Below are 20,647 nucleotides of genomic sequence, written 5' to 3'. Positions count from 1 at the left end.
GCCTCTTCGCGGGTGAACCCGCTCCCACAGGAAGGGCGCAAGTTTCAAATCCTGTGCAGTACCTGTGGGAGCGGGTTCACCCGCGAAGAGGCCCGCACAGGCAAAAATATTTTCAGATAGCGGGTGAGGTAACAGGACGTGGCATCCGTGTAATGAGTGGAAGTGCGATTCATTCGCAGTCATATCCCTCTCACAGGTCAGCGTCCATGAAGTTCACCCCGCGTTGCGTCCCTCTCTGGCTCGGCCTTTGCGCGCTCCCGGCATTCACTGTTGCCCCCCTGGCCTGCGCCGCCGAGCAACAGCAGGCGTATACCTTCGCCCAGCCGGCGCAACCCTTGGCCCAGGCACTCGATGCCTTCAGCCGCACCACAGGCCAGAGCGTGGTCTACACCTTGGAACTACCTGGCCTGCAGGCGCCAGCGCTGAACGGCAGGTTCAGCGCCGAACACGCTCTGCAACAGCTGCTGGCCACTACCGGGCTGGCCTGGCGCCGCGTCGATGCACGCACCTTCACCGTCGAAGCGGTGGACACCTCCGGTGCCCTCAACCTGCAGGCCATCACCGTGACCTCGCAACTGGACGACTACAGCTACCAGCCACCGGCTACCGCCTCGATCATGCGCGGGCAGGGCCCTAGCCAGGACATCCCCCAGGCGATCAACGTGGTACCGGCCCAGGTCATCCGGGACCAGGCCCCCCGCAACCTCGATGACGCCCTGGCCAATGTCAGCGGCATCACCCAGGGCAACAATTTCGGTGGCACCTCCGACACGGTGATGAAGCGCGGCTTCGGCGACAACCGCGACGGCTCGATCATGCGCGATGGCATGCCCATCGTGCAGGGCCGCAGCCTCAACGCCAGCACCGAGCGGGTCGAAGTGCTCAAGGGCCCGGCCTCGCTGCTGTACGGCATCCAGGACCCGGGCGGGGTGATCAACGTGGTCAGCAAGCGCCCGCAACTCGAGCAGTACAACGCCCTGAACGTGCGCGGGTCCACCTACGGCAGCGGCAAGAACGGCAGCGGTGGCGGCTTCGACAGTACCGGCGCGCTGGGCGACAGCAACTTTGCCTATCGCCTGATCGTCGACCACGAAGATGAGGACTACTGGCGCAACTACGGCGTGCACCGTGAGTCGCTGGTGGCGCCGTCGCTGGCCTGGCTGGGCGAAGACACCCAGGTGGTCCTGGCCTACGAGCACCGCGAGTTTCTCTACCCCTTCGACCGTGGCACGGCGTTCGGCAGCAACGGCCACCCGCTGGACATCCCTGCCACGCGTCGCCTGGACGAGCCTTTCAACGACATGGAAGGGCGTTCCGACCTGTACCGTCTGGAAGTCGACCACCAGCTGGCCGATGACTGGAAGCTGCACTTCGGCTACAGCTTCAACCGCGAAACCTATGATGCCAGCCAGGTGCGGGTGACCGGCGTGAATGAAAAAAGCGGCACGCTGTCGCGCAGCATCGACGGCACCCACAACGCCATGAGCCGTGACCAGTTCGCCACGCTGAGCCTGGCCGGCAATGTGGAACTGGCCGGGATGCAGAACGACCTGCTGTTCGGTGTCGATCATGAAGACCGCAAGATCTTTCGCGGCGACCTGATCCGGCAGACGGCACAATCCACCTTCAGCTATGTGAACCCGGTCTACGGCCAGGAAGTGGAGGGCACAACGGTAAAGGCCAGTGACAGCGACCAGACCGATAAGCTGCGCACTGATGCACTGTTCGTGCAGGACGCGCTGCACCTGGACGAACACTGGATCCTGGTGGCCGGTGCGCGCTTCCAGCAGTACGACCAGTACGCTGGCCGTGGCCGACCGTTCAAGGCCAACACCGACATCAGTGGTCAGGCCTGGGTGCCGCATGCCGGTATCGTCTACAAGGTCGATGACCAGCTGTCCTTCTATGGTAGCTACAGCGAGTCGTTCAAGCCCAACTCGACGATCGCGCCGCTGACCGGCAATGTGGTGCTTGACTCGTCGGTGGCGCCAGAGGAAGGGAAGTCGTGGGAGCTGGGGGCCAAGCTCGACATGCCAGGCCGCGTTACCGGCACTCTGGCGCTGTTCGACATTACCAAGCGCAACGTGCTGGTTTCCGACTTTGATGCCAGCACCCGCGAGACTGTGTACAGCAATGCCGGGGAGGTCAGCTCGCGGGGTGTCGAACTGGACCTGACTGGCCAGCTCAGCGACCGCTGGAGCCTGATTGGCAGCTATGCCTTCACCGATGCCAAGGTGACCAAGGACCCTGATCTACAGGGCAACCGCCTGCAGAACGTAGCCCGGCACAGTGGTTCGCTGTCGGCGGTGTATGACTACGGCAGCCTGTTCGGCGGCGACCGGTTGCGTCTTGGCGCTGGGGCACGCTACGTAGGCGAGCGGGCTGGTAACTCGACCAACACCTTCGACCTGCCGTCCTATACCGTGGCCGATGCCTTTGCCAGCTACGAGACCCGGCTCGATGAGCACAAGGTGCTGTTGCAGCTGAACGTGAAGAACCTGTTCGACAAGGTTTACTACAGCTCGGCGGTGAACCAGTACTTTGTCGCTATCGGGGATGCGCGGCAGGTGAGTTTGTCCAGTACCTTCGAGTTCTAGGCCAGCCTGTACCGGCCTCTTCGCGGCTAAAGCCGCTCCCACAGGTACTGCACTGCCCTTGAGGTTGGCGCGGCCCCTGTGGGAGCGGCTTTAGCCGCGAATGGCCGAACGGTACTCGCCAGGCGTTGCACCGACTGCCTGGCGGAACCGGTTGCTGAAATGGCTGGCACTGGCAAACCCGCACGACAGGGCAATCTCCCCCAGCGGCATCACCCCCAACCGCAACAGCTGACAAGCCCGATGTAGCCGCCGGGCCAGCAGATATTGATGCGGCGGCAGCCCGAAACTGGCGCGGAACATGCGCGCAAAGTGGTATTCGGACAGGTTGCAGCGCACGGCCAGTTCACCCAGGGTGATGGGCTGGTCAAGGTGCGCTTCGATGTAGTCGACCATTTGCCGGCGCAGGCTCGGAGCCAGCCCGCCTTTCAGGCGCAGGCCCTGGCGCAGCCCGACCTGGTTGAGTAGCGCATGGTCGACGATATCGTGCGCCAGGCTGCTGGCCAGCAAGCGTTCACCAGGTTCGTCCCAGTCCAGGGTTATCAGCTGGCGAAAGCGCTTGGCCTGCTGCGGGTCATCAAGAAAGGTCGCTTCCTGCAGTTGCAGCTCACGCGGTTCTCGGTCGAGCAGGCGCACGCAGCCCAGGGCAAATTGGGCCTCGCTGACATACAGGTGTGCCAGGCGGATCGCGCCATTGACCACCCAGTTCGATTCATGCCCGGCCGGCATCACGCACAGCTTGTCGGGTGCCCCTTTGTCGCCGGGACGCTGGCGACGAAAAGTGCCGGTGCCGTCGGCGATGTAGCACGACAGGGTGTGATGGCTCGGTGCCTGGTAATCGCGGGCATCGTCGCGGTTGCTCCACAGCGCCGCTGCCAGCCCGTCGCCCAGGTGCGCGCTCAGCTCCAGCCGGGCGTGGGGCGAGGCGTGCATGGCGTTGAACACTTGCAGCTGGGTAAGTGGGGTCATGGGCGGTTCCTCTTGCCAGCCATCCTACTGCGCCTTGGCCAGGCTTACAGCCATCAGCGGGACAAATGCGCAAGTTTGTGCAAGCGCGTGGGTGTTCGACAGGAGAACACTGAAATGCCTCGGCGAGGGCTGCGCCCTCGATTCGCGGGTGAACCCGCTCCCACAGGGACCGCGCCAGCTTCGAGAGCAGCACGGTCCCTGTGGGAGCGGCTTTAGCCGCGAAGCGCCGGGCACCGAACTTGAAAGGCCCAAGGAACCGCCACCATGAACCTGTCACTCTACCTGCTCACTGTCCTGATCTGGGGCACCACCTGGATCGCCCTGAAACTCCAGTTGGGCGTGGTCGCCATTCCGGTCTCGATTGTCTACCGCTTCGCCCTGGCCGGGCTGATCCTGTTCGCCTTCCTGCTGCTCACCCGGCGCCTGCAGCCGATGAACCGGCGTGGCCACCAGATCTGCCTGGCCCAGGGCCTGTGCCTGTTCTGCGTCAACTTCATCTGCTTCCTCAGCGCCAGCCAGTGGATTGCCAGCGGCCTGATCGCCGTGGTGTTCTCCACCGCAACCCTGTGGAACGCGCTCAACGCGCGGATCTTCTTCGGCCAGAAGATCGCCAGCAATGTGCTTGGCGGTGGCGCCCTGGGGTTACTTGGCCTGGGCCTGCTGTTCTGGCCGGAGCTGGCGCACCATGCGGCCAGCCGCGAAACCCTGTACGGCCTCGGCCTGGCCCTGCTCGGCACGCTGTGCTTCTCTGCCGGCAACATGCTGTCGAGCATGCAGCAGAAGGCCGGGCTCAAACCCATGACCACCAATGCCTGGGGCATGGTCTACGGGGCGGTGATGCTGGCGGTGTTCTGCGTGGTCAGCGGCGTGCCGTTCAGCATGGAATGGAACGTGCGGTACATCGGCTCGTTACTGTACCTGGTGGTGCCGGGCTCGGTGATCGCCTTTACCGCCTACCTTACCCTGGTCGGGCGCATGGGGCCGGAGCGGGCGGCGTACTGCACGGTGCTGTTCCCGTTGGTGGCGCTGAATGTGTCGGCGGTGGCTGAGGGGTATCAGTGGACGGCACCGGCCTTGTTGGGGCTGGTGGCGGTGATGGCGGGGAATGTGCTGGTGTTTCGCAAGCCCAAGGCCAGGGCGGCTGAGGGTGTTGTGGTGGCCAAATAGATATGAAGGGTTGCCTGTGCCGGCCCTTTCGCGGGTAAACCCGCTCCCACAGGTACCCCACAGACCTCAGCGCCTGTGCAATACCTGTGGGAGCGGGTTTACCCGCGAAAGGGCCGGTGCAGGCAGTAAAAGGCTATCAGCCCTTCCACACTTGAGGATTCACCAGGTCCCGCGGCCGCTCACCCAGCAGCGCCGCGCGCAGGTTGTCGATTGCCCGGTTGGCCATGGCCTCGCGGGTTTCGGCAGTGGCCGAGCCAACGTGCGGCAAGGTCAGTGCATTGGGCAGCTTGAACAGCGGCGAGTCGCTCAGCGGCTCTTTCTCGTACACATCCAGGCCCGCACCGCGAATGGTGCCGCTCTGCAGTGCCTCGATCAGCGCCGCCTCGTCCACCACCGGCCCGCGGGCGATGTTGATCAGGAACGCGCTCGGCTTCATCAGTTGCAACTCACGCGCACCGATCAGCTTGCGGGTGGCATCGGACAACGGCACCACGATGCAGACGAAATCGGCTTCTGCCAGCAGTTGCTCCAGGCTGCGGAACTGCGCGCCCAGCTCTTGCTCCAGTGCGGTCTTGCGGCTGTTGCCGGAATAGATCACCTGCATGTTGAAGCCGAACCGGCCGCGGCGGGCAATGGCGGCACCGATGTTGCCCATGCCAACGATGCCCAAGGTCTTGTCGTGCACATCGCTGCCGAAGTGCGCCGGGCCTACGGTAGCTTGCCAGTTGCCGGCCTTGGTCCAGGCATCCAGCTCGGCGGTGCGGCGGGCGCAGCCCATGATCAGCGAGAAGCCCAGGTCGGCGGTGCTTTCGGTCAGCACGTCGGGGGTGTTGGTCAGGGCGATGCCGCGTTCGTTGAGGTAGTCCAGGTCGTAGTTGTCGTAGCCGACCGAAACGCTGGACACCACCTCCAGCCTGGCCGCGCCTTCAAGCTGCGCCCGGCCGAGCTTGCGGCCAACGCCGATCAGGCCGTGGGCCTCGGGCAGGGCTTCGTTGAACTGGGCGCTGATGTCGCCCAGCTTGGGGTTGGGCAGGATCAGGTTGAAGTCTTGCTGCAGGCGCTCGGCCATGGCCGGGGTGATACGGCTGAAGGCCAGGACGGTCTTTTTCATCGGGCAACTTCTCTGCAAGGCGGTGGGGCGGTGATGGTTTCTTCGCGGGTGAACCCGCTCCCACAGGTATTGCACAGGCCTGGAAGGCTGTGGTGTACCTGTGGGAGCGGGTTTACCCGCGAAGAGGCCGGCAATGGTTAGCAACCTACCATTGTCCGCCCCCGCAATGCAGCAGCTTTTTAGTTGGCGATCATCACCTGATGGGTTTTCAGGTCCGCCTCATGGGCCGCCAGAATCTCTGGCAGCGAGTTGCGCAGGTACTCCACCCAGGTCTTGATCTTGGCATCCAGGTACTGCCGCGACGGGTAGATGGCGTACAGGTTCAGCTCCTGCAGCCGGTACTCGGGCAGTACCCGCACCAGGCTGCCATCGCGCAGGCCTTCGATGGCCGAATAGATCGGCAGCACGCCTACGCCCATGCCGCTACGGATCGCAGTCTTCATGGCATCGGCAGTATTGACCATGAACGGCGAGCTGGTGATGTTGACCATTTCCTGGCCTTCCGGCCCGTCGAACAGCCATTTCTCCAACGGGATCACCGGGCTGACCATGCGCAGGCAGGCGTGCTTGAGCAGGTCGGCAGGCTTGTGCGCCACGCCGTGGCGGGCGATGTAGGCAGGCGAGGCGCAGACGATGCTGTAGGTGATGCCCAGGCGCTGGGACACGAACCCCGAATCGGGCAGTTCGGTGGCCAGCACGATGGACACGTCATAGCCCTCGTCGAGCAGGTCGGGCACGCGGTTGGCCATGGTCAGGTCGAAGGTCACGTCCGGGTGTGATTCGCGGTAGCGTGCGATGGCGTCGACCACGAAGTGCTGGCCGACCCCGGTCATCGAGTGCACCTTCAGTTGCCCGGCAGGGCGGGCATGGGCGTCGCTGGCCTCGGCCTCGGCTTCTTCGACATAGGTAAGAATCTGTTCGCAACGCATCAGGTAGCGCTTGCCGGCTTCGGTCAGCGCAATGCGGCGGGTGGTACGGTTGAGCAGCCTTGTTTGCAGATGGGCTTCCAGATTGGAGACCGCCCGCGACACGTTCGCGGTGGTCGTATCCAGCTGCCCGGCGGCAGCGGTGAAGCTGCCGAGTTGGGCTACGCAACTGAAAGCACGCATGTTTTGCAGGGTGTCCATGGGTCACTCTCGATGTAGAGGACAAAATTGTGTCACGAAGTAACGTAAAAGAGATGAAAAGTTGCCTTCGACCAAAGGCGGATTATCGCTGTTTTGGTAACAAAGATTCGCAGGAATCCACGCTTATCGCCAGTGCTGCCGCCCCCTAGAATTGCCCGGCCTCTTACCTCTTCCTCGGGAAATCGCAGCTGTGCCGCGTCGCATCATCAGAACGCTCAATGCGTTCAGTGCCTGTGCCCTTGCCCTCGCCCTGAGCGGCTGTATCGGAACCTGGGGCATCGCCCCGCAAAGCAAGACGCTGCAAGCCAACACCCTGACCACCGACGCGGCCATACGCGAAGCCGCGACCGACGCCCATTGGCCCGATCAGCAATGGTGGCGCGCCTATGGCGACCCGCAGCTGGACCGCTGGGTTGCCCTGGCCGTGGCTGGCAGCCCGAGCCTGGCCATGGCTGCAGCGCGGGTACGCGAAGCCAAGGCCATGGCCGGCGTGGTCGAGTCGGCGGAAAAGCTCCAGGCCAACGGCCAGGCCACGCTCAAGCGCCACAACTGGCCTGAGGACCAGTTCTACGGCCCGGGCGCGCTGTCCGGCGCCAATACCTGGGACAACAACGCCGCAATTGGCTTCAGCTATGCGCTCGACCTGTGGGGCCGCGAACGCAACGCCAGCGAGCAGGCCGTGGACCAGGCGCACATGAGCGTGGCCGAAGCCCGCCAGGCGCAGCTGGAGCTGCAGAACAACGTGGTGCGCGCCTACATCCAGCTGAGCCTGCATTTTGCCCAGCGCGACATCGTCAAGGCCGAGCTGGAACAGCAGGAGCAGATCCTTGCCCTGGCCAAGCGCCGCCTGGATGCCGGTATCGGCACCCACTTCGAGGTCAGCCAGGCCGAAGCACCGCTGCCGGAAACCCACCGCCAGCTCGACAGCCTCGACGAAGAAATTGCCCTGGCCCGCAACCAGCTGGCCGCCCTGGCCGGCAAGGGCCCGGGGGAGGGTGCGCAGTTGCAGCGCCCGAGCCTGGCCCTGGCCGCGCCGCTGAAACTGCCGTCGAACCTGCCGGCCGAACTGGTCGGCCAGCGCCCCGATGTGGTTGCCAGCCGTTGGCAGGTAGCTGCCCAGGCGCGTGGCATCGATGTAGCCCACGCCGGCTTCTTTCCCAACGTAGACCTGGTCGGCAGCCTTGGCTTCATGGCAACCGGTGGTGGCCCGCTGGAATTCCTCACCGGGCGCAAGTTCAACTACAACGTCGGCCCGGCCATCAGCCTGCCGATCTTCGACGGTGGCCGCCTGCGCTCGCAGCTCGGCGTGGCCTCGGCGGGCTATGACGTGGCCGTGGCGCGCTACAACCAGACCGTTGTCGGTGCGCTAAAGAACATCTCCGACCAGCTGATCCGCCGTGAGTCGATGAAGGAGCAGTCGCACTTCGCCGCCGAATCGGTCGCGGCCGCGCAGAAAACCTACGACATCGCCATGGTCGCGTTCCAGCGTGGCCTTACCGACTACCTCAACGTACTCAACGCCCAGACCTTGTTGTTCCGCCAGCAGCAGGTGCAACAGCAGGTGCAGGCCAACCGCCTGATTGCCCATGCCGAGCTGGTCACCGCCCTGGGCGGCGGCTTGCAGGCTGGTCAGGACGTGCCGAAAGAGGAGCGCCAGGCCGCACCGAAAACCCCGGCCACCCTGGCCATTTTCGACAAGAAGCCGGATAACGCTGAATGAGCACTTCCAGTTTGCCCGTGCGCTGGCTGCAGAGCCTGGAATGGCGCCGGGGCTTCTTTGCCTGGGCGCGCACCGACGGGGTGACCTGGGTGTACATTTTCAAGGTGCTGGCCGCTGCGTTCATCACCCTGTGGCTGGCCATGCGCCTGGAACTGCCGCAACCGCGCACGGCGATGATCACCGTGTTCATCGTCATGCAGCCGCAAAGCGGGCATGTGTTCGCCAAGAGCTTCTACCGGGTGCTCGGCACCCTGGCCGGTTCGGCGATGATGGTGGCGCTGATCGCCATCTTCCCGCAAAACACCGAGCTGTTCCTGCCCAGCCTGGCCCTGTGGGTAGGCCTGTGCTCGGCTGGAGCCATGCGCTACCGCACCTTCCGCGCCTATGGTTTCGTGCTGGCCGGCTACACCGCGGCAATGATCGGCCTGCCGGTGCTGGAGCACCCTGACCAGGCGTTCATGGCGGCGGTATGGCGAGTACTGGAAATCGCCCTGGGCATTCTGGTGTCGACCTTCGTCAGCGCCGCGATCCTGCCGCAGTCGGCCAGTGCCGCCATGCGCAACGCTTTGTACCAGCGCTTCGGCGTGTTCGCCGGGGTGGTGGTCGAGGCCCTGCGCGGCGAAAGCCAGCGGGACCGTTTCGAGAGCAGCAACGTGCGCTTCGTCGCTGAAGCAGTGGGCCTCGAGAGCCTGCGCAACGTCACCGCTTTCGAAGACCCGCACATGCGCCGGCGCTCTGGTCGCCTGGTGCGCATGAACGGCGAGTTCATGGCCATCACCACGCGCTTCAATGCCCTGCACCGTTTGCTGGAGCGCTTGCGCGCCCGCGGCCCGCTGCAGATCGTCGGCGCGATCGAGCCGGGCCTGAACACCCTGGTGGAGCTGTTGCAGCCCTATGTGGGCCGGGCGCTGACCGACGCCGATGCGCTGCGCCTGACCCTGGAGCTGGCCGCCTACAAAGAAGGCCTGCAGGCACAGGTGCGCGGCCTGCGCGCCGAGTACCTGGCAACCGAGCCGAGCGAGTCCGACCTGCTCGACTTCCACACCGCCTTCGAGCTGCTCTACCGCTTCGTCGACGAGATGTACAGCTACGCCGAAACCCACGCCTCGCTGGCAGCGCACCGGCACGAACGCGAACAGTGGGATGAGCCCTACGTGGCGCAGACCAGCTGGCTGGTATCGTTGGCCGCCGGTGTGCGCGCCTCGGCGGTGCTGTTGCTGCTGGGCAGCTACTGGCTGTTCAGCGACTGGCCCAGCGGCGCCATGATGACCCTGATCGCCACCGTCACCGTGGGCCTGTCGGCGGCCTCGCCGAACCCCAAGCGCATGTCGTTCCAGATGGCCTGCGGCACGGCGATCGGTGCCTTCGTCGGCTTCTTCGAAACCTTCTTCGTGTTCCCCTGGATCGACGGTTTCCCGCTGCTGTGCATGGTGCTGGCGCCGGTGTTCGTGCTGGGCGCGTTCCTTTCGTCACGGCCGGCCTACGCCGGCTACGGCATCGGCCTGCTGGTGTTCTTCGCCATCGGTTCGGTGCCGAACAACCTCACCGTGTATGACCCGTACACCTTCATCAACGACTACATCGGCATGGTCATCGGCATGTTCGTCTGTGCCGCTGCCGGTGCGATCATCCTGCCGCCCAACAGCCGCTGGCTGTGGAGCCGCCTGGAGCAGGAGCTGCGCGAGCAGGTGCTGTTCGCCATCAGCGGCCGCCTGCGCGGCATCGGCACGGCCTTCGAAAGCCGCACCCGCGACCTGCTGCACCAGGCCTATGGCCTGGCAGCCGGCAAGCCGCAGGTACAGAGCCAGTTGATGGGCTGGATGTTCACCGTGCTGGAAATCGGCCATGCCATCATCGAGCTGCGCAAGGAGCAGGCCCGTGCGCCGGTGCACCCGGCCTACGCCGAATCGCAGCCCTGGCGCCAGGCAATCCGCGTGATGGGCCGTGCCCTGGCCCGGCTGTTCCTGCAGCCCAGCGCCAGCAACCACGAACGCGCGCTGGTGGCCGTGGACCACGCCATCGCCCGCGTGCAGGCCACCGACGAGCCCTTCGCCCGCCACTTCGACACGTCGGTGCTGCGCCGCGCACAAAGCTACCTGCACTTCATCCGTTCTTCCCTGCTCGACCCACAGTCGCCGTTGGCACCGGCGAAAGGACTGCACGATGCTCCGTGAAACCATGCCCCGTGAAATCGCCTTCCATGGCGTGTACATGCCCACCATGACCTTGATGTTCCTGTTCGCCCTGGGCCTGGCCTGGGGCCTGGACCGGTTCATTGCCAGCCATGATGGCTACCGCTTCTTCTGGCACCCGGCGCTGCTGCGTCTGAGCCTGTTCGTCTGCCTGTTCGGCGCCCTGGCGCTGTCGCTCTACTGGTGAGAATCCTTCGATGAAAAAGTTCTTCAGCCTGGTCGCCACCCTGTTGGTGCTTGCCGCTGCCGTGGTGATCGGTCGCCAGTTGTGGCTGCACTACATGACCACGCCATGGACCCGCGACGGCCGTGTGCGTGCCGACATCATCAACGTCGCTGCCGACGTGCCTGGCTATGTGGTGGACGTGCCGGTCAAGGACAACCAGCGGGTGAAGAAGGGCGACCTGCTGATCCAGATCGACCCTGAGCACTACCAGCTGGCGGTCGACCAGGCCAAGGCGCAGGTTGCATCGCGCAAGGCCACCTGGGAGATGCGCAAGGTCAACGCCAAGCGCCGTGCCGACATGGACAACCTGGTGATCTCCAAGGAAAACCGCGACGACGCCAGCAACATCGCCAACTCCGCCCAGGCGGATTACCAGCAGGCCCTTGCCGAACTGGCGGCGGCCGAGCTGAACCTCAAGCGCACGCATATCGTGGCCACGGTGGACGGCTACGTGACCAACCTGAATATCCACAAGGGTGACTATGCGCGTACCGGTGAAGCGGTGATGGCGGTGGTCGACGAGAATTCGTTCTGGGTATACGGGTTCTTCGAGGAGACCAAGTTGCCGCATGTGAAGGTGGGCGACCAGGCCGAGCTGCAGATGATGAGCGGCGAGCGAATCAGGGGCCATGTGGAAAGCATCGCCCGCGGCATCTACGACCGCGACAACCCGCAGAGCCGCGAATTGATCGCGGATGTGAACCCGACCTTCAACTGGGTGCGGCTGGCGCAGCGGGTGCCGGTGCGCATTCATATCGATGAAGTGCCGGACGGGTTCTTGCTGGCGGCGGGTACGACTTGTACGGTGGTGGTGAAGCCGAGCGAGGGATGAGCCGGGGTGAGGAAGTGCGGCTCCTGGCCTCTTCGCGGGCTGCCCGCGAAGAGGCCAGGAGCAATGAACACTTCTCGCAGAGCAGTTAGCTCGCAGCCCCTACCAACACTGGCACCTTCACCCGATCAATCACCTTGGCGCTGATCGACGGGTCCAGCAACCGCCCCAGCCGCGACAGGTGGCGGTGGCCCATGATGATCAGTTCACAATTCAGTTCCTGCGCCTTGGCCACGATCGCCTCGACCGGCTGCCCGGCTACCATGCAGCCCTGGCTGGCGAAGCCGGCTTGCTGCAGCTCGCGCACCGCCTTGGCCACGGCCTGGTCGGCCTGGTGCTGCTCTTCGCAGGCGGCGGGGTATTCTTCCAGTTCCTCGGCGGTGTAGGGCGCGGGCTGGTCGTGGACGGCGAAGGTAGAGTCGATGGTCAGCAGCACGTGCAGTTCGTGCTCGTCGGGGCGGCAGTAGCGGCGGGCGAGGGTGAGCAGGGCGGTGGATGCAGGGGAGGCATCGATGGCGATCAGGACGGGGCTGGGCATGTGGAATCCTTGTTCCAGGCTGGCTGAGGGGTTGTCTGTTCTGGCCTCTTCGCGGGTAAACCCGCTCCCACAGGTGCGCCACAATATTCAGAATCTGTGCAGTCTCTGTGGGAGCGGGTTCACCCGCGAAGAGGCCGAACCTGCCGTTCCTCATTCTTGGCTCAACCCACCCTCAGGATAAATGCCCCACCACGCACGAGCGCATTGCGTCTGGTGCAATCCAGCAACCTGCTACCATCGCCATTCCCCACAGCTGTAACGGAAAACAGCCATGCAACTCCCGGACATGAACCTGCTCGTCGCCCTCGACGCCCTGCTCGATGAAGGCAGCGTGGTCGGCGCGGCGCAGCGCATGAACCTCAGCCCGGCGGCGATGAGCCGGACCCTGGGGCGTATCCGCGATGCATTGGGTGACCCGATCCTGGTGCGCGCCGGTCGCGGCCTGGTGCCGACACCGCGGGCGCTGGCGCTGCGTGAGCAGGTGGCCGCGTTGGTGGAACAGGCGGGCGAGGTGTTCCGCAGTGCCGACGAAGTCGACCTGCCCAAGCTTGACCGGGCCTTCAACATCCGCACCAACGACCTGTTCATCGCCCTGTACGGCGCGCAGCTGCTGCGGCGCATGCACGAGCAGGCACCGCGCACGGTGCTGCGCTTCGTGCCGGAAAGCCCCGGCGGTGATGATGACAGCGTGCTGCGCGACGGGCGTACCGACCTGATCATCAGTTCGACCGTGGACCTGGGGCCGGAGATCAAGGTGCAGAGCCTGTTCCAGACCTACTACGTGGGGCTGGCGCGGCGCGACCACCCGATTTTCGAGCAGCCGATCACGCCGCACAGTTTTGCCAGTTATCCACAGATCAGCGTGTCCCGTCGTGGACGGGCCAATGGGCCGATCGATGTGGAACTGGCCAACTTCAAGGTGCAGCGGCGGGTGGCGCTGATCACCCCGAGTTTCCACTCGGCGCTGTTCTCGTTACCGGATTCCGACCTGATCCTGCCGATGCCGGCCAACATCCTCAACAGCGTGCACAAGCTCGGGCTGCCGCTGCGCTCGTTCGAGATCCCGGTGCCGCTGGAGCGGGTGACCGTGCTGCAGGCATGGCACCCACGGTTTCACAATGACCCGGCGCATCGGTGGTTGCGGCAGACCCTGAAGGCTTGCTGCAGTGTCGACCCTTGAGTGATGGTCTGCCTGGGCCGGCCTTTTCGCGGGTGAACCCGCTCCCACAGGGATATCACAGGTCTTGGGAGAGGCTCTGTACCTGAGGGAGCGGGTTTACCCGCGAAGAGGGCGATGCGGTATTACTCTGGATTGCGCCTGACGCAACATAAACCTACCGATAAGTCAGTTTTCGTCAGCATTCGACCTTCTTAGACTTGCTCCAGTCGCAAATTGTTGCTGGAGATGTCTGCCCATGAGTTCCCTGTCCGCCCCGTCTGCTGTGGTTGCCGCCGCGCCCGCGCCGGCCGCGCCTGCGCAGACTGCGTTCGGCCTGCAGGTAGTGGTCGGGCTGTTCGGTGTGCTGCTGGCCGTGTTGTGCGCGGGTCTCAACGAGTCGGTAACCAAGATCTCCCTGGCCGATATCCGTGGGGCCATGGGCATTGGCGCCGACGAAGGCGCCTGGCTGCTGGCGGTCTACAGCGCCGCCTCGGTCTCGGCCATGGCTTTCGCGCCATGGCTGGCCACCACGTTCTCGCTGCGGCGCTTCACCATGAGCGCCATCGGCCTGTTCGCCGTGCTCGGCCTGCTGCAACCGTTCGCCCCCAACCTGCACAGCCTGATGCTGCTGCGTGTACTCCAGGGCTTCGCCTCTGGCGCCTTGCCACCGATGTTGATGAGCGTGGCCCTGCGCTTCCTGCCACCGGGCATCAAGGTATATGGCCTGGCCTGCTATGCCCTCACCGCCACCTTCGGCCCCAACCTCGGCACGCCGCTGGCAGGGCTGTGGACCGAATACGTCGGCTGGCAGTGGGCATTCTGGCAGATCATCCTGCCCTCGCTGCTGGCCATGTTCTGTGTCGGCTGGGGCCTGCCGCAGGACCCGCTGCGCCTGGAGCGCTTCAAGCAGTTCGACTGGCGCGGCGTGCTGCTCGGCCTGCCCGCCATCAGCTGCATCGTGTTGGGCCTGTCGCTGGGTGACCGCTGGGGCTGGTTCGATTCGCCACTGATCTGCTGGCTGCTTGGCGGTGGCCTGCTGTTGCTGGTGCTGTTCATGTACAACGAATGGTCCGAGCCGCTGCCGTTCTTCCAGTTGCGCATGCTGTCGCGGCGCAACCTGAGTTTCGCCCTGGTGACGCTGGCCGGCGTGCTGATCGTGCTCTCGGGCGTGGGCAGCATTCCGTCGGCCTACCTGGCGCAGATCCAGGGCTACCGGCCGGCGCAGACCAGCCCGCTGATGATGCTGGTAGCCATGCCCCAGCTGATCGCCCTGCCGCTGACGGCGGCGCTGTGCAACATCCGCGCGGTGGACTGCCGTTGGGTGCTGGGCATCGGCCTGGCGATGCTGGCGGTGTCCTGTGTCGGCAGCAGCCTGCTGACCAGCGAGTGGATCCGTGGCGACTTCTACCCGTTCTACCTGCTGCAGGTGTTCGGCCAGCCAATGGCAGTGCTGCCGCTGCTGATGCTGTCCACCAACGGCATGACCCCGCAGGAAGGCCCGTTCGCCTCCAGCTGGTTCAACACCGTCAAGGGCCTGGCCGCGGTGATCGCCGGTGGCCTGCTGGACGCCCTTGGCACCCTGCGCCGGCACTTTCATTCCAACCACCTGGTGGACAGCCTGGGCAACGCCCCGCTGGTCGACGGTAACGCAGCCGGCCTGGCCAGGCGCATCCACGACCAGGCGCTGGTGCTGACCTCAGCCGACCTCTACCTGGTCATGGCCTGCATTGCCGTGGCCCTGATCTGCCTGATTCCTTTCGTGCCTACCCGGGTCTATCCGCCGCGCGCGGTGGCCTGAACCCTGGATGAATTCGAGAACCACTGAAATGACCAACAACCGCAAAACCCTGTTCATCGGCTCGGTGCTTGCCGTGGCTGTCCTGGCCGGCATCGTCGGCCCCTGGATGTTCGGCAGCGACCACCGCCAGAGCACCAACGACGCCTATGTAGTCGCCGACTACACCGTGGTCGCGCCCAAGGTCGCCGGCTTCATCAAGGAGGTGCTGGTGGAGGACAACCAGCAGGTCAAGGCCGGCCAGTTGCTGGCGACCATCGATGCCCGTGACTACCAGGCCGCGCTGGATGCCGCGCAGGCGCAGTTGCTGGTGGCCCAGGCGCAAAGCGCCGATGCCCGCGCCACCCTCGAGCGCCAGGCGTCGCTGATTGCCCAGGCTGAGGCTGCAGTGAAAGCAGCCCAGGCCGAAGCAGCGTTCGCTGATCATGAGGTCAACCGCTACAGCCGCCTGGCCGAGCAGGGTGCCGGCACCGTGCAGAACGCCCAGCAGGCGCGCAGCGGGGTCGACCAGGCCCGCGCACGCCTGGCCAATGCCCAGGCGGCACTGGTAGCGGCGCGCAAGCAGGTGGATATCCTTACCGCCCAGGTGGCCAGTGCCGACGGGCAGTTGAAGCGGGCAGAGGCGGGGCTGGAAAAGGCCCAGCTCGATCTGTCCTATACCCGCATCACCGCGCCCGTGGACGGCATGGTCGGCGAGCGCGCCTTGCGTGTCGGTGCCTACGTCAACCCGGGCGCCCGCCTGCTGTCGGTGGTGCCGTTGCAACAAGCCTATGTGGTCGGCAACTTCCAGGAAACCCAGCTGACCCACGTACAGCCTGGCCAGGCCGTGAGCATCAGCGTCGACACCTTTGCCGGTGAGAAGCTGCAAGGCCATGTGGAAAGCATCGCCCCGGCCACCGGCGTGACCTTCGCCGCGGTCAAGCCGGATAACGCCACCGGCAATTTCACCAAGGTGGTGCAGCGCATTCCGGTGAAGATCGTTTTCGATGACGGCCAGCCGCTGCTTGCCCGCCTGCGCGTGGGCATGTCGGTGGAAGCGACCATCGACACCCGTGGCGACAAGCTGGACGGCAAAGAGGTAAGCGCACGATGAAACCGGCATTACGCTTGAGCCCGTTGCTGCTGGCCGTGTTGATGGCTGGCTGCACCCTGGGCCCAGACTTCCAGCGCCCTGACAGCCAGGCACCGCAACAGTGGGCGCCGCTGCAAGGCGAGGCGGCGGCCAGCCAGCCGCAGGCCGAACCGCTGGAACTGCGCTGGTGGGAGAGCTTCCACGACGCCCGCCTGAGTGCCTTGATCCAGCGTGTAGCCGAGCGCAACCTCGACCTGCAGATGGCCAGTGCCCGCCTGCTGCAAAGCCGCGCCCTGCGCAGCACCGTGGCTGCCGACGAAGTACCAGCGGTGGACGTGAACGCCGGCTACAGCCGCGCGCGCAACAGCGCCGAAGGCCTGAGTGACCCGTCCGGCAAGGCGGGCAAGCAAGCTTTCAACCTCTGGCAGGGCGACTTGGTGGCCGGTTGGGAGCTGGACCTGTGGGGCCGTGTGCGGCGCCAGGTCGAAGCTGCCGATGCCACGGTCGAAGTGGCCGAGAACGACCGCCGCGGCGTGCTGCTGGCATTGCTTTCGGAAACCGCCGGCAACTACATCCAGCTGCGCGCCGTGCAGCACACCATCGATGTGACCCGCGACAACCTCAAGGTCGCCCAGCACAGCCTGAAGTTGTCCGAGAACCGCCAGGCCGAAGGGGTCGCCACGCGCCTGGACGTGGCCCAGGCCAGTGCCCAGGTCGCCTCGATCGAGTCGCGCCTGCCAAGCCTGGAAGCGCGGCGCGATGACTTGATCAACGCCCTCAGCCTGCTCGCCGCCGAACCGCCGCGCAGCCTGCAGGCCGAGTTGCTGCAGGGCGGCGAACTGCCTGCGCCGCAGCAGAAGTTCGCCATTGGCCTGCCGTCCGAACTGGCCGAACGCCGCCCGGACATTCGCCAGGCCGAGGCCCGCCTGCATGCCGCCACCGCCAGCATTGGCGTGGCCAAGGCCGACTTCTACCCCAGCATCCGGCTGTCGGGCAGTGTCGGGTTCCAGGCCATGCAGCTGTCCGATTTCGGCGCCTGGGATTCGCGCCGCTTCGCCTTCGGGCCGCAGCTGTCGCTGCCGATCTTCGAGGGTGGCCGGCTCAAGGGCACCCTGGAACTGCGCGAGGCGCAGCAGCAGGAAGCGGCGCTGAACTACCGCAAGGTGGTGCTGGGGGCCTGGCATGAAATCGACGATGTGCTACGCCTGTACAACGCCAGCCAGTTGCGCCGCGACCATTTGGCCGAGGCGGTGCGGCAGAACCGCATCGCCCTGGAAACTGCCCAGCGCCAGTATGTGGAAGGGGCGGTGGACTTTCTCAATGTGCTGACGGTGCAGGGTGCCCTGCTGGCCAGCGAGGAGCAGTGGATCGACAGTTCGGCGGCGGTGTCGCAGGCGTTGGTGGGGCTGTACAAGGCTCTGGGTGGTGGCTGGCAGGCGTTTGATGAGCAGCCAGCGAAAGCATAAAGACGGGGGCCGCGTTGCGGCCCATCGCCGGCAAGCCAGCTCCCACAGGTACAGCGCTGGCATTCCTGTGGGAGCTGGCTTGCCGGCGATGGGCTGCAAAGCAGACCCCTGCGATTTCCCAGACAGACGAGGAGGCACAGATGCACATTTCCCTGAACGGCAAGCGCGCCATCGTCAGCGGCTCCACCGCGGGCATCGGCCTGGCCATCGCCATCGGCCTGGCCGAGGCGGGGGCCGAAGTGGTCCTCAACGGTCGTACCCAGGCCCGGGTCGACGAAGCCCTCAAAGTTGTGCGCGAGCGTCTGCCACAGGCGCGCATCATCGGCATCGCTGCCAACCTGGGTACCCAGGCCGGGGCGCAGACGCTGTTCGACCAGGTGCCGCATACCGACATCCTGGTCAACAACTTGGGCATCTTCGAGCCCAAGCCGTTCTTCGAGATCGAGGATGAGGACTGGCAGCGTTTCTTCGACGTCAATGTGCTCAGTGCGGTTCGCCTGTCGCGCCACTATGCCCAAGGCATGGCCGAGCGCAATTGGGGACGGGTGGTATTCCTGTCCAGTGAGTCGGCGCTGCAGATCCCGACCGAGATGATTCATTACGGCATGACCAAGACGGCGTTGCTGGCGGTGTCGCGCGGGCTGGCCGAGACCCTGGCAGGCACAGGGGTGACGGTGAATGCGGTGTTGCCGGGGCCTACACGTTCGGAAGGTGTGGGCGACTTCTTTGCCAAGCTGGCCGAGGAGCAGGGGGTGTCGACTGCAGAGCTGGAAGCCAACTTCCTGGCGGAGCACCGGCCGACCTCGCTGATCAAGCGGCTGGCGACGGTGGAGGAGGTGGCGAACATGGTGGTGTATCTGGCGTCGATGCAGGCCAGTGCCACTACCGGGGCTGCCTTGCGGGTTGACGGCGGCGTGCTGCGTTCCATTGCCTGATCTGGTTTGCCTGTACCGGCCTCTTCGCGGGTAAACCCGCTCCCACAGGGATCGCACAGGTGTCAAACTCTGTGGGGTACCTGTGGGGGCGGGTTTACCCGCGAAGAGGCCAGCACAGGCAACCAATCAATCAGAGCGGGCGCATTAATCCAAACCGCTTGCGCAACGCCCAATCCAGCACCCGCCGCGGCAGTAGCCGGGCCATCAACGGCAACGCCGTGCTGCCATTCCCCAACCGCACCACCGCCGGCACCGGCGACCTCCCGACCGCCGCCAACACGCCTTGGGCAAACACCGCCGCCGAGGTCGGCTTGTCCTGCGATGCCCGCGCCCGTGCCTGCACATGCTCGCGCAACGGCCACCATGCCGAATCCGCCGCCAGCACCTGCTCGGCCTGGCGCTGGGCATTGCTGGCGAACTGCGAGGCAATCGCTCCTGGCTGCACTTCCATTACCTGCACACCAAATGGCGCCAGTTCCAGGCGCAAGGCATCGCTCAGGGCATGCACGGCTGCTTTCGAGGCGCAGTAGGCGCCGGCGAACGGGGTGACCAGCACGCCTGATACGCTGCCGATGTTCACCACCAGGCCCCGTGAGCGGCGAAGCAGTGGAAACAATGCGCGGGTAACGCCGACCACGGCGAATACGTTGGTTTCGAACTGCTGGCGCAGGGCATCCACACCGCCATCGAGCAGCGGGCCCATGGCGCCGTAGCCGGCGTTGTTGATCAGGATATCGAGGTTTTCCAGTTCCTCGGCCAGGCGGTCCAGCGCTTCGCTATCGTTCACATCCAGTTGCCGGGCAGTGAAGCCGGCGGCGTTCAGTTGCTCGACATCCTCAGGTTTGCGGGCGGTGGCCCAGACGTGGTGGCCGGCATCTCGGAAGGCGTCGGCCAGGGCGCGGCCGATGCCGCTGGAACAACCGGTGATCAGGACGGTGGGCATGGTTGGGGCCTGTTGTCAGGGGATTGGTTTTTTCCTGTGCTGGCCTATTCGCGGGTGAACCCGCTCCCACAGAGTCCCCACAGAATTTGAAGGCTGTGGAGTATCTGTGGGAGCGGGTTTACCCGCGAAGAGGCCGGCACAGGCGATACATTAATTGGCGAACGCACCTTGCAGGTGCTCTGCGCGAAACTCCAGAGTCTGCGGCCGGTACCCGGAGCGCAGTGGCGGCAATGGCAAACAGTCCTTCCACTCGGCGCCTGGCTGCAGTTCACCCGGCCCACGGTAGCGCGGGGCGTTGTAGGTGTTCTCCGCCAGGTTCACGGTATCGCCCGGCGCATACGCCGCCACCCGCCAGCGCAATTCGGTGAGCGGCACTTCGTTGCCGTTCCTTACGCTTGCTTGCAGGGCTCGGTCGGCAGGGCAGTGTTCGGGGGCATACGTCAGGCGCAGGTCCAGGCGGGCCAGTTGCGAGGTTTCGCGGGTGTCCTGCCAGACCACGAACAGGGCCACCAGGCCCAGGCCACAAACGGCAGCCAGCGAGATCGGCAGGGCCTTGGCCGGGTAGCGCAACAGCAGCACCAGCCAGGTGAGTATGAGGAAGGCACCGATGATCATGGGGCGGGCAGACCTTGATTGCGCGGGGTCTGACCATCGTAGCCCGAAATGGGAGTGGGCTCAAAAGCGGGGAGGGCTTTGTCGTAATGCCTGTCAGATAGCGCTGACAGGGCTGCTACGCAGCCCATCGCCGGCAAGCCAGCTCCCACAGGGATCGCACATTCCTGAGTTCTGCGCGGTACTTGTGGG

General features: G+C 65.1%; 17 protein-coding genes. 11 read left to right on the top strand and 6 right to left on the bottom strand.

Features of this window, described 5'->3' with window-relative positions; all coding sequences use genetic code 11:
- Window positions 1–206: 206 nt before the first annotated feature.
- On the top strand, window positions 207–2,597 hold the full coding sequence (locus R9B85_RS08395; protein ID WP_112250209.1) for a TonB-dependent siderophore receptor: 2,391 nt from the start codon (window positions 207–209) through the stop codon (window positions 2,595–2,597).
- Window positions 2,598–2,687: 90 nt separating this feature from the next.
- Here the strand turns inward: R9B85_RS08395 and R9B85_RS08390 are convergent, their stop codons facing one another.
- Window positions 2,688–3,563 (bottom strand): helix-turn-helix domain-containing protein, encoded by an 876-nt coding sequence (locus tag R9B85_RS08390; RefSeq protein WP_112250211.1) that lies wholly within the window; start codon window positions 3,561–3,563, stop codon window positions 2,688–2,690.
- Window positions 3,564–3,827: 264 nt separating this feature from the next.
- On the opposite strand from R9B85_RS08390, the gene R9B85_RS08385 reads away from it, so the two are divergent.
- On the top strand, window positions 3,828–4,730 hold the full coding sequence (locus tag R9B85_RS08385) for a DMT family transporter (protein ID WP_112250213.1): 903 nt from the start codon (window positions 3,828–3,830) through the stop codon (window positions 4,728–4,730).
- Between the two features lie 136 nt (window positions 4,731–4,866).
- On the opposite strand, the gene R9B85_RS08380 is transcribed toward R9B85_RS08385, so the two are convergent.
- Both R9B85_RS08380 and R9B85_RS08375 read right to left on the bottom strand, forming a co-directional pair.
- Window positions 4,867–5,841, bottom strand: coding sequence for a 2-hydroxyacid dehydrogenase (locus tag R9B85_RS08380; RefSeq protein ID WP_207877928.1), 975 nt, complete (start codon window positions 5,839–5,841; stop codon window positions 4,867–4,869).
- A 179-nt stretch (window positions 5,842–6,020) separates the two neighbouring features.
- Window positions 6,021–6,968, bottom strand: a complete 948-nt coding sequence (locus R9B85_RS08375) for a LysR family transcriptional regulator (protein WP_112250215.1) — start codon at window positions 6,966–6,968, stop codon at window positions 6,021–6,023.
- A gap of 190 nt (window positions 6,969–7,158) precedes the next feature.
- Here R9B85_RS08375 and R9B85_RS08370 point away from each other — a divergent pair, with 190 nt between their 5' ends.
- From R9B85_RS08370 to R9B85_RS08355, 4 genes are read left to right on the top strand one after another with little or no spacing between them, the layout of a single operon-like run.
- Complete coding sequence (locus R9B85_RS08370; protein ID WP_207877930.1) at window positions 7,159–8,688, top strand: efflux transporter outer membrane subunit; 1,530 nt, start codon at window positions 7,159–7,161, stop codon at window positions 8,686–8,688.
- On the top strand, window positions 8,685–10,862 hold the full coding sequence (locus tag R9B85_RS08365) for an FUSC family protein (protein WP_423770965.1): 2,178 nt from the start codon (window positions 8,685–8,687) through the stop codon (window positions 10,860–10,862). The genes R9B85_RS08370 and R9B85_RS08365 overlap by 4 nt, the downstream gene beginning before the upstream one ends.
- Window positions 10,863–10,866: 4 nt before the next feature.
- Window positions 10,867–11,067 carry a DUF1656 domain-containing protein gene (locus tag R9B85_RS08360; protein ID WP_008097766.1) on the top strand — a complete coding sequence of 67 codons (201 nt, stop codon included), beginning with the start codon at window positions 10,867–10,869 and terminating at the stop codon, window positions 11,065–11,067.
- A 10-nt stretch (window positions 11,068–11,077) separates the two neighbouring features.
- Window positions 11,078–11,938 carry an HlyD family secretion protein gene (locus tag R9B85_RS08355; protein WP_133975355.1) on the top strand — a complete coding sequence of 287 codons (861 nt, stop codon included), beginning with the start codon at window positions 11,078–11,080 and terminating at the stop codon, window positions 11,936–11,938.
- A gap of 85 nt (window positions 11,939–12,023) precedes the next feature.
- Here R9B85_RS08355 and R9B85_RS08350 read toward each other — a convergent pair whose 3' ends face one another.
- On the bottom strand, window positions 12,024–12,473 hold the full coding sequence (locus R9B85_RS08350; RefSeq protein ID WP_207877933.1) for a universal stress protein: 450 nt from the start codon (window positions 12,471–12,473) through the stop codon (window positions 12,024–12,026).
- A gap of 271 nt (window positions 12,474–12,744) precedes the next feature.
- On the opposite strand from R9B85_RS08350, the gene R9B85_RS08345 reads away from it, so the two are divergent.
- From R9B85_RS08345 to R9B85_RS08325, 5 genes are all read left to right on the top strand, one after another.
- Complete coding sequence (locus R9B85_RS08345) at window positions 12,745–13,653, top strand: LysR family transcriptional regulator (RefSeq protein WP_112250221.1); 909 nt, start codon at window positions 12,745–12,747, stop codon at window positions 13,651–13,653.
- Between the two features lie 235 nt (window positions 13,654–13,888).
- Window positions 13,889–15,430 carry an MFS transporter gene (locus R9B85_RS08340; protein ID WP_112250222.1) on the top strand — a complete coding sequence of 514 codons (1,542 nt, stop codon included), beginning with the start codon at window positions 13,889–13,891 and terminating at the stop codon, window positions 15,428–15,430.
- A 28-nt stretch (window positions 15,431–15,458) separates the two neighbouring features.
- Window positions 15,459–16,520: an HlyD family secretion protein gene (locus tag R9B85_RS08335; RefSeq protein ID WP_112250223.1), complete on the top strand. Its 1,062-nt coding sequence runs from the start codon at window positions 15,459–15,461 to the stop codon at window positions 16,518–16,520.
- Window positions 16,517–17,965, top strand: coding sequence for an efflux transporter outer membrane subunit (locus R9B85_RS08330; protein ID WP_112250224.1), 1,449 nt, complete (start codon window positions 16,517–16,519; stop codon window positions 17,963–17,965). Before R9B85_RS08335 ends, R9B85_RS08330 begins: the two co-directional genes overlap by 4 nt.
- 140 nt (window positions 17,966–18,105) lie before the next feature.
- Window positions 18,106–18,900, top strand: a complete 795-nt coding sequence (locus R9B85_RS08325; protein WP_423770964.1) for an SDR family NAD(P)-dependent oxidoreductase — start codon at window positions 18,106–18,108, stop codon at window positions 18,898–18,900.
- Between the two features lie 130 nt (window positions 18,901–19,030).
- Here R9B85_RS08325 and R9B85_RS08320 read toward each other — a convergent pair whose 3' ends face one another.
- Window positions 19,031–19,843, bottom strand: coding sequence for an SDR family oxidoreductase (locus R9B85_RS08320; protein WP_207877936.1), 813 nt, complete (start codon window positions 19,841–19,843; stop codon window positions 19,031–19,033).
- Between the two features lie 150 nt (window positions 19,844–19,993).
- Window positions 19,994–20,458: a multidrug transporter gene (locus tag R9B85_RS08315; RefSeq protein ID WP_215520829.1), complete on the bottom strand. Its 465-nt coding sequence runs from the start codon at window positions 20,456–20,458 to the stop codon at window positions 19,994–19,996.
- Window positions 20,459–20,647 lie beyond the last annotated feature (189 nt).

The sequence above is a fragment of the Pseudomonas sp. NLJ1 genome (assembly GCF_049486705.1).
GTDB classification, from domain to species: Bacteria; Pseudomonadota; Gammaproteobacteria; order Pseudomonadales; family Pseudomonadaceae; genus Aquipseudomonas; species Aquipseudomonas inefficax.
Note: the sequence above shows the minus strand (reverse complement) of the source record. Positions and strands in the feature narration are given on the sequence as shown.

Bases quoted from the DNA above. Each gene is read 5' to 3' on its own strand.
- R9B85_RS08395 (WP_112250209.1), top strand. From the start codon at position 207: ATGAAGTTCACCCCGCGTTGCGTCCCTCTCTGGCTCGGCCTTTGCGCG.
- R9B85_RS08390 (WP_112250211.1), bottom strand. From the start codon at position 3,563: ATGACCCCACTTACCCAGCTGCAAGTGTTCAACGCCATGCACGCCTCG.
- R9B85_RS08385 (WP_112250213.1), top strand. From the start codon at position 3,828: ATGAACCTGTCACTCTACCTGCTCACTGTCCTGATCTGGGGCACCACC.
- R9B85_RS08380 (WP_207877928.1), bottom strand. From the start codon at position 5,841: ATGAAAAAGACCGTCCTGGCCTTCAGCCGTATCACCCCGGCCATGGCC.
- R9B85_RS08375 (WP_112250215.1), bottom strand. From the start codon at position 6,968: ATGGACACCCTGCAAAACATGCGTGCTTTCAGTTGCGTAGCCCAACTC.
- R9B85_RS08365 (WP_423770965.1), top strand. From the start codon at position 8,685: ATGAGCACTTCCAGTTTGCCCGTGCGCTGGCTGCAGAGCCTGGAATGG.
- R9B85_RS08360 (WP_008097766.1), top strand. From the start codon at position 10,867: ATGCCCCGTGAAATCGCCTTCCATGGCGTGTACATGCCCACCATGACC.
- R9B85_RS08355 (WP_133975355.1), top strand. From the start codon at position 11,078: ATGAAAAAGTTCTTCAGCCTGGTCGCCACCCTGTTGGTGCTTGCCGCT.
- R9B85_RS08350 (WP_207877933.1), bottom strand. From the start codon at position 12,473: ATGCCCAGCCCCGTCCTGATCGCCATCGATGCCTCCCCTGCATCCACC.
- R9B85_RS08345 (WP_112250221.1), top strand. From the start codon at position 12,745: ATGCAACTCCCGGACATGAACCTGCTCGTCGCCCTCGACGCCCTGCTC.
- R9B85_RS08340 (WP_112250222.1), top strand. From the start codon at position 13,889: ATGAGTTCCCTGTCCGCCCCGTCTGCTGTGGTTGCCGCCGCGCCCGCG.
- R9B85_RS08335 (WP_112250223.1), top strand. From the start codon at position 15,459: ATGACCAACAACCGCAAAACCCTGTTCATCGGCTCGGTGCTTGCCGTG.
- R9B85_RS08330 (WP_112250224.1), top strand. From the start codon at position 16,517: ATGAAACCGGCATTACGCTTGAGCCCGTTGCTGCTGGCCGTGTTGATG.
- R9B85_RS08325 (WP_423770964.1), top strand. From the start codon at position 18,106: ATGCACATTTCCCTGAACGGCAAGCGCGCCATCGTCAGCGGCTCCACC.
- R9B85_RS08320 (WP_207877936.1), bottom strand. From the start codon at position 19,843: ATGCCCACCGTCCTGATCACCGGTTGTTCCAGCGGCATCGGCCGCGCC.
- R9B85_RS08315 (WP_215520829.1), bottom strand. From the start codon at position 20,458: ATGATCATCGGTGCCTTCCTCATACTCACCTGGCTGGTGCTGCTGTTG.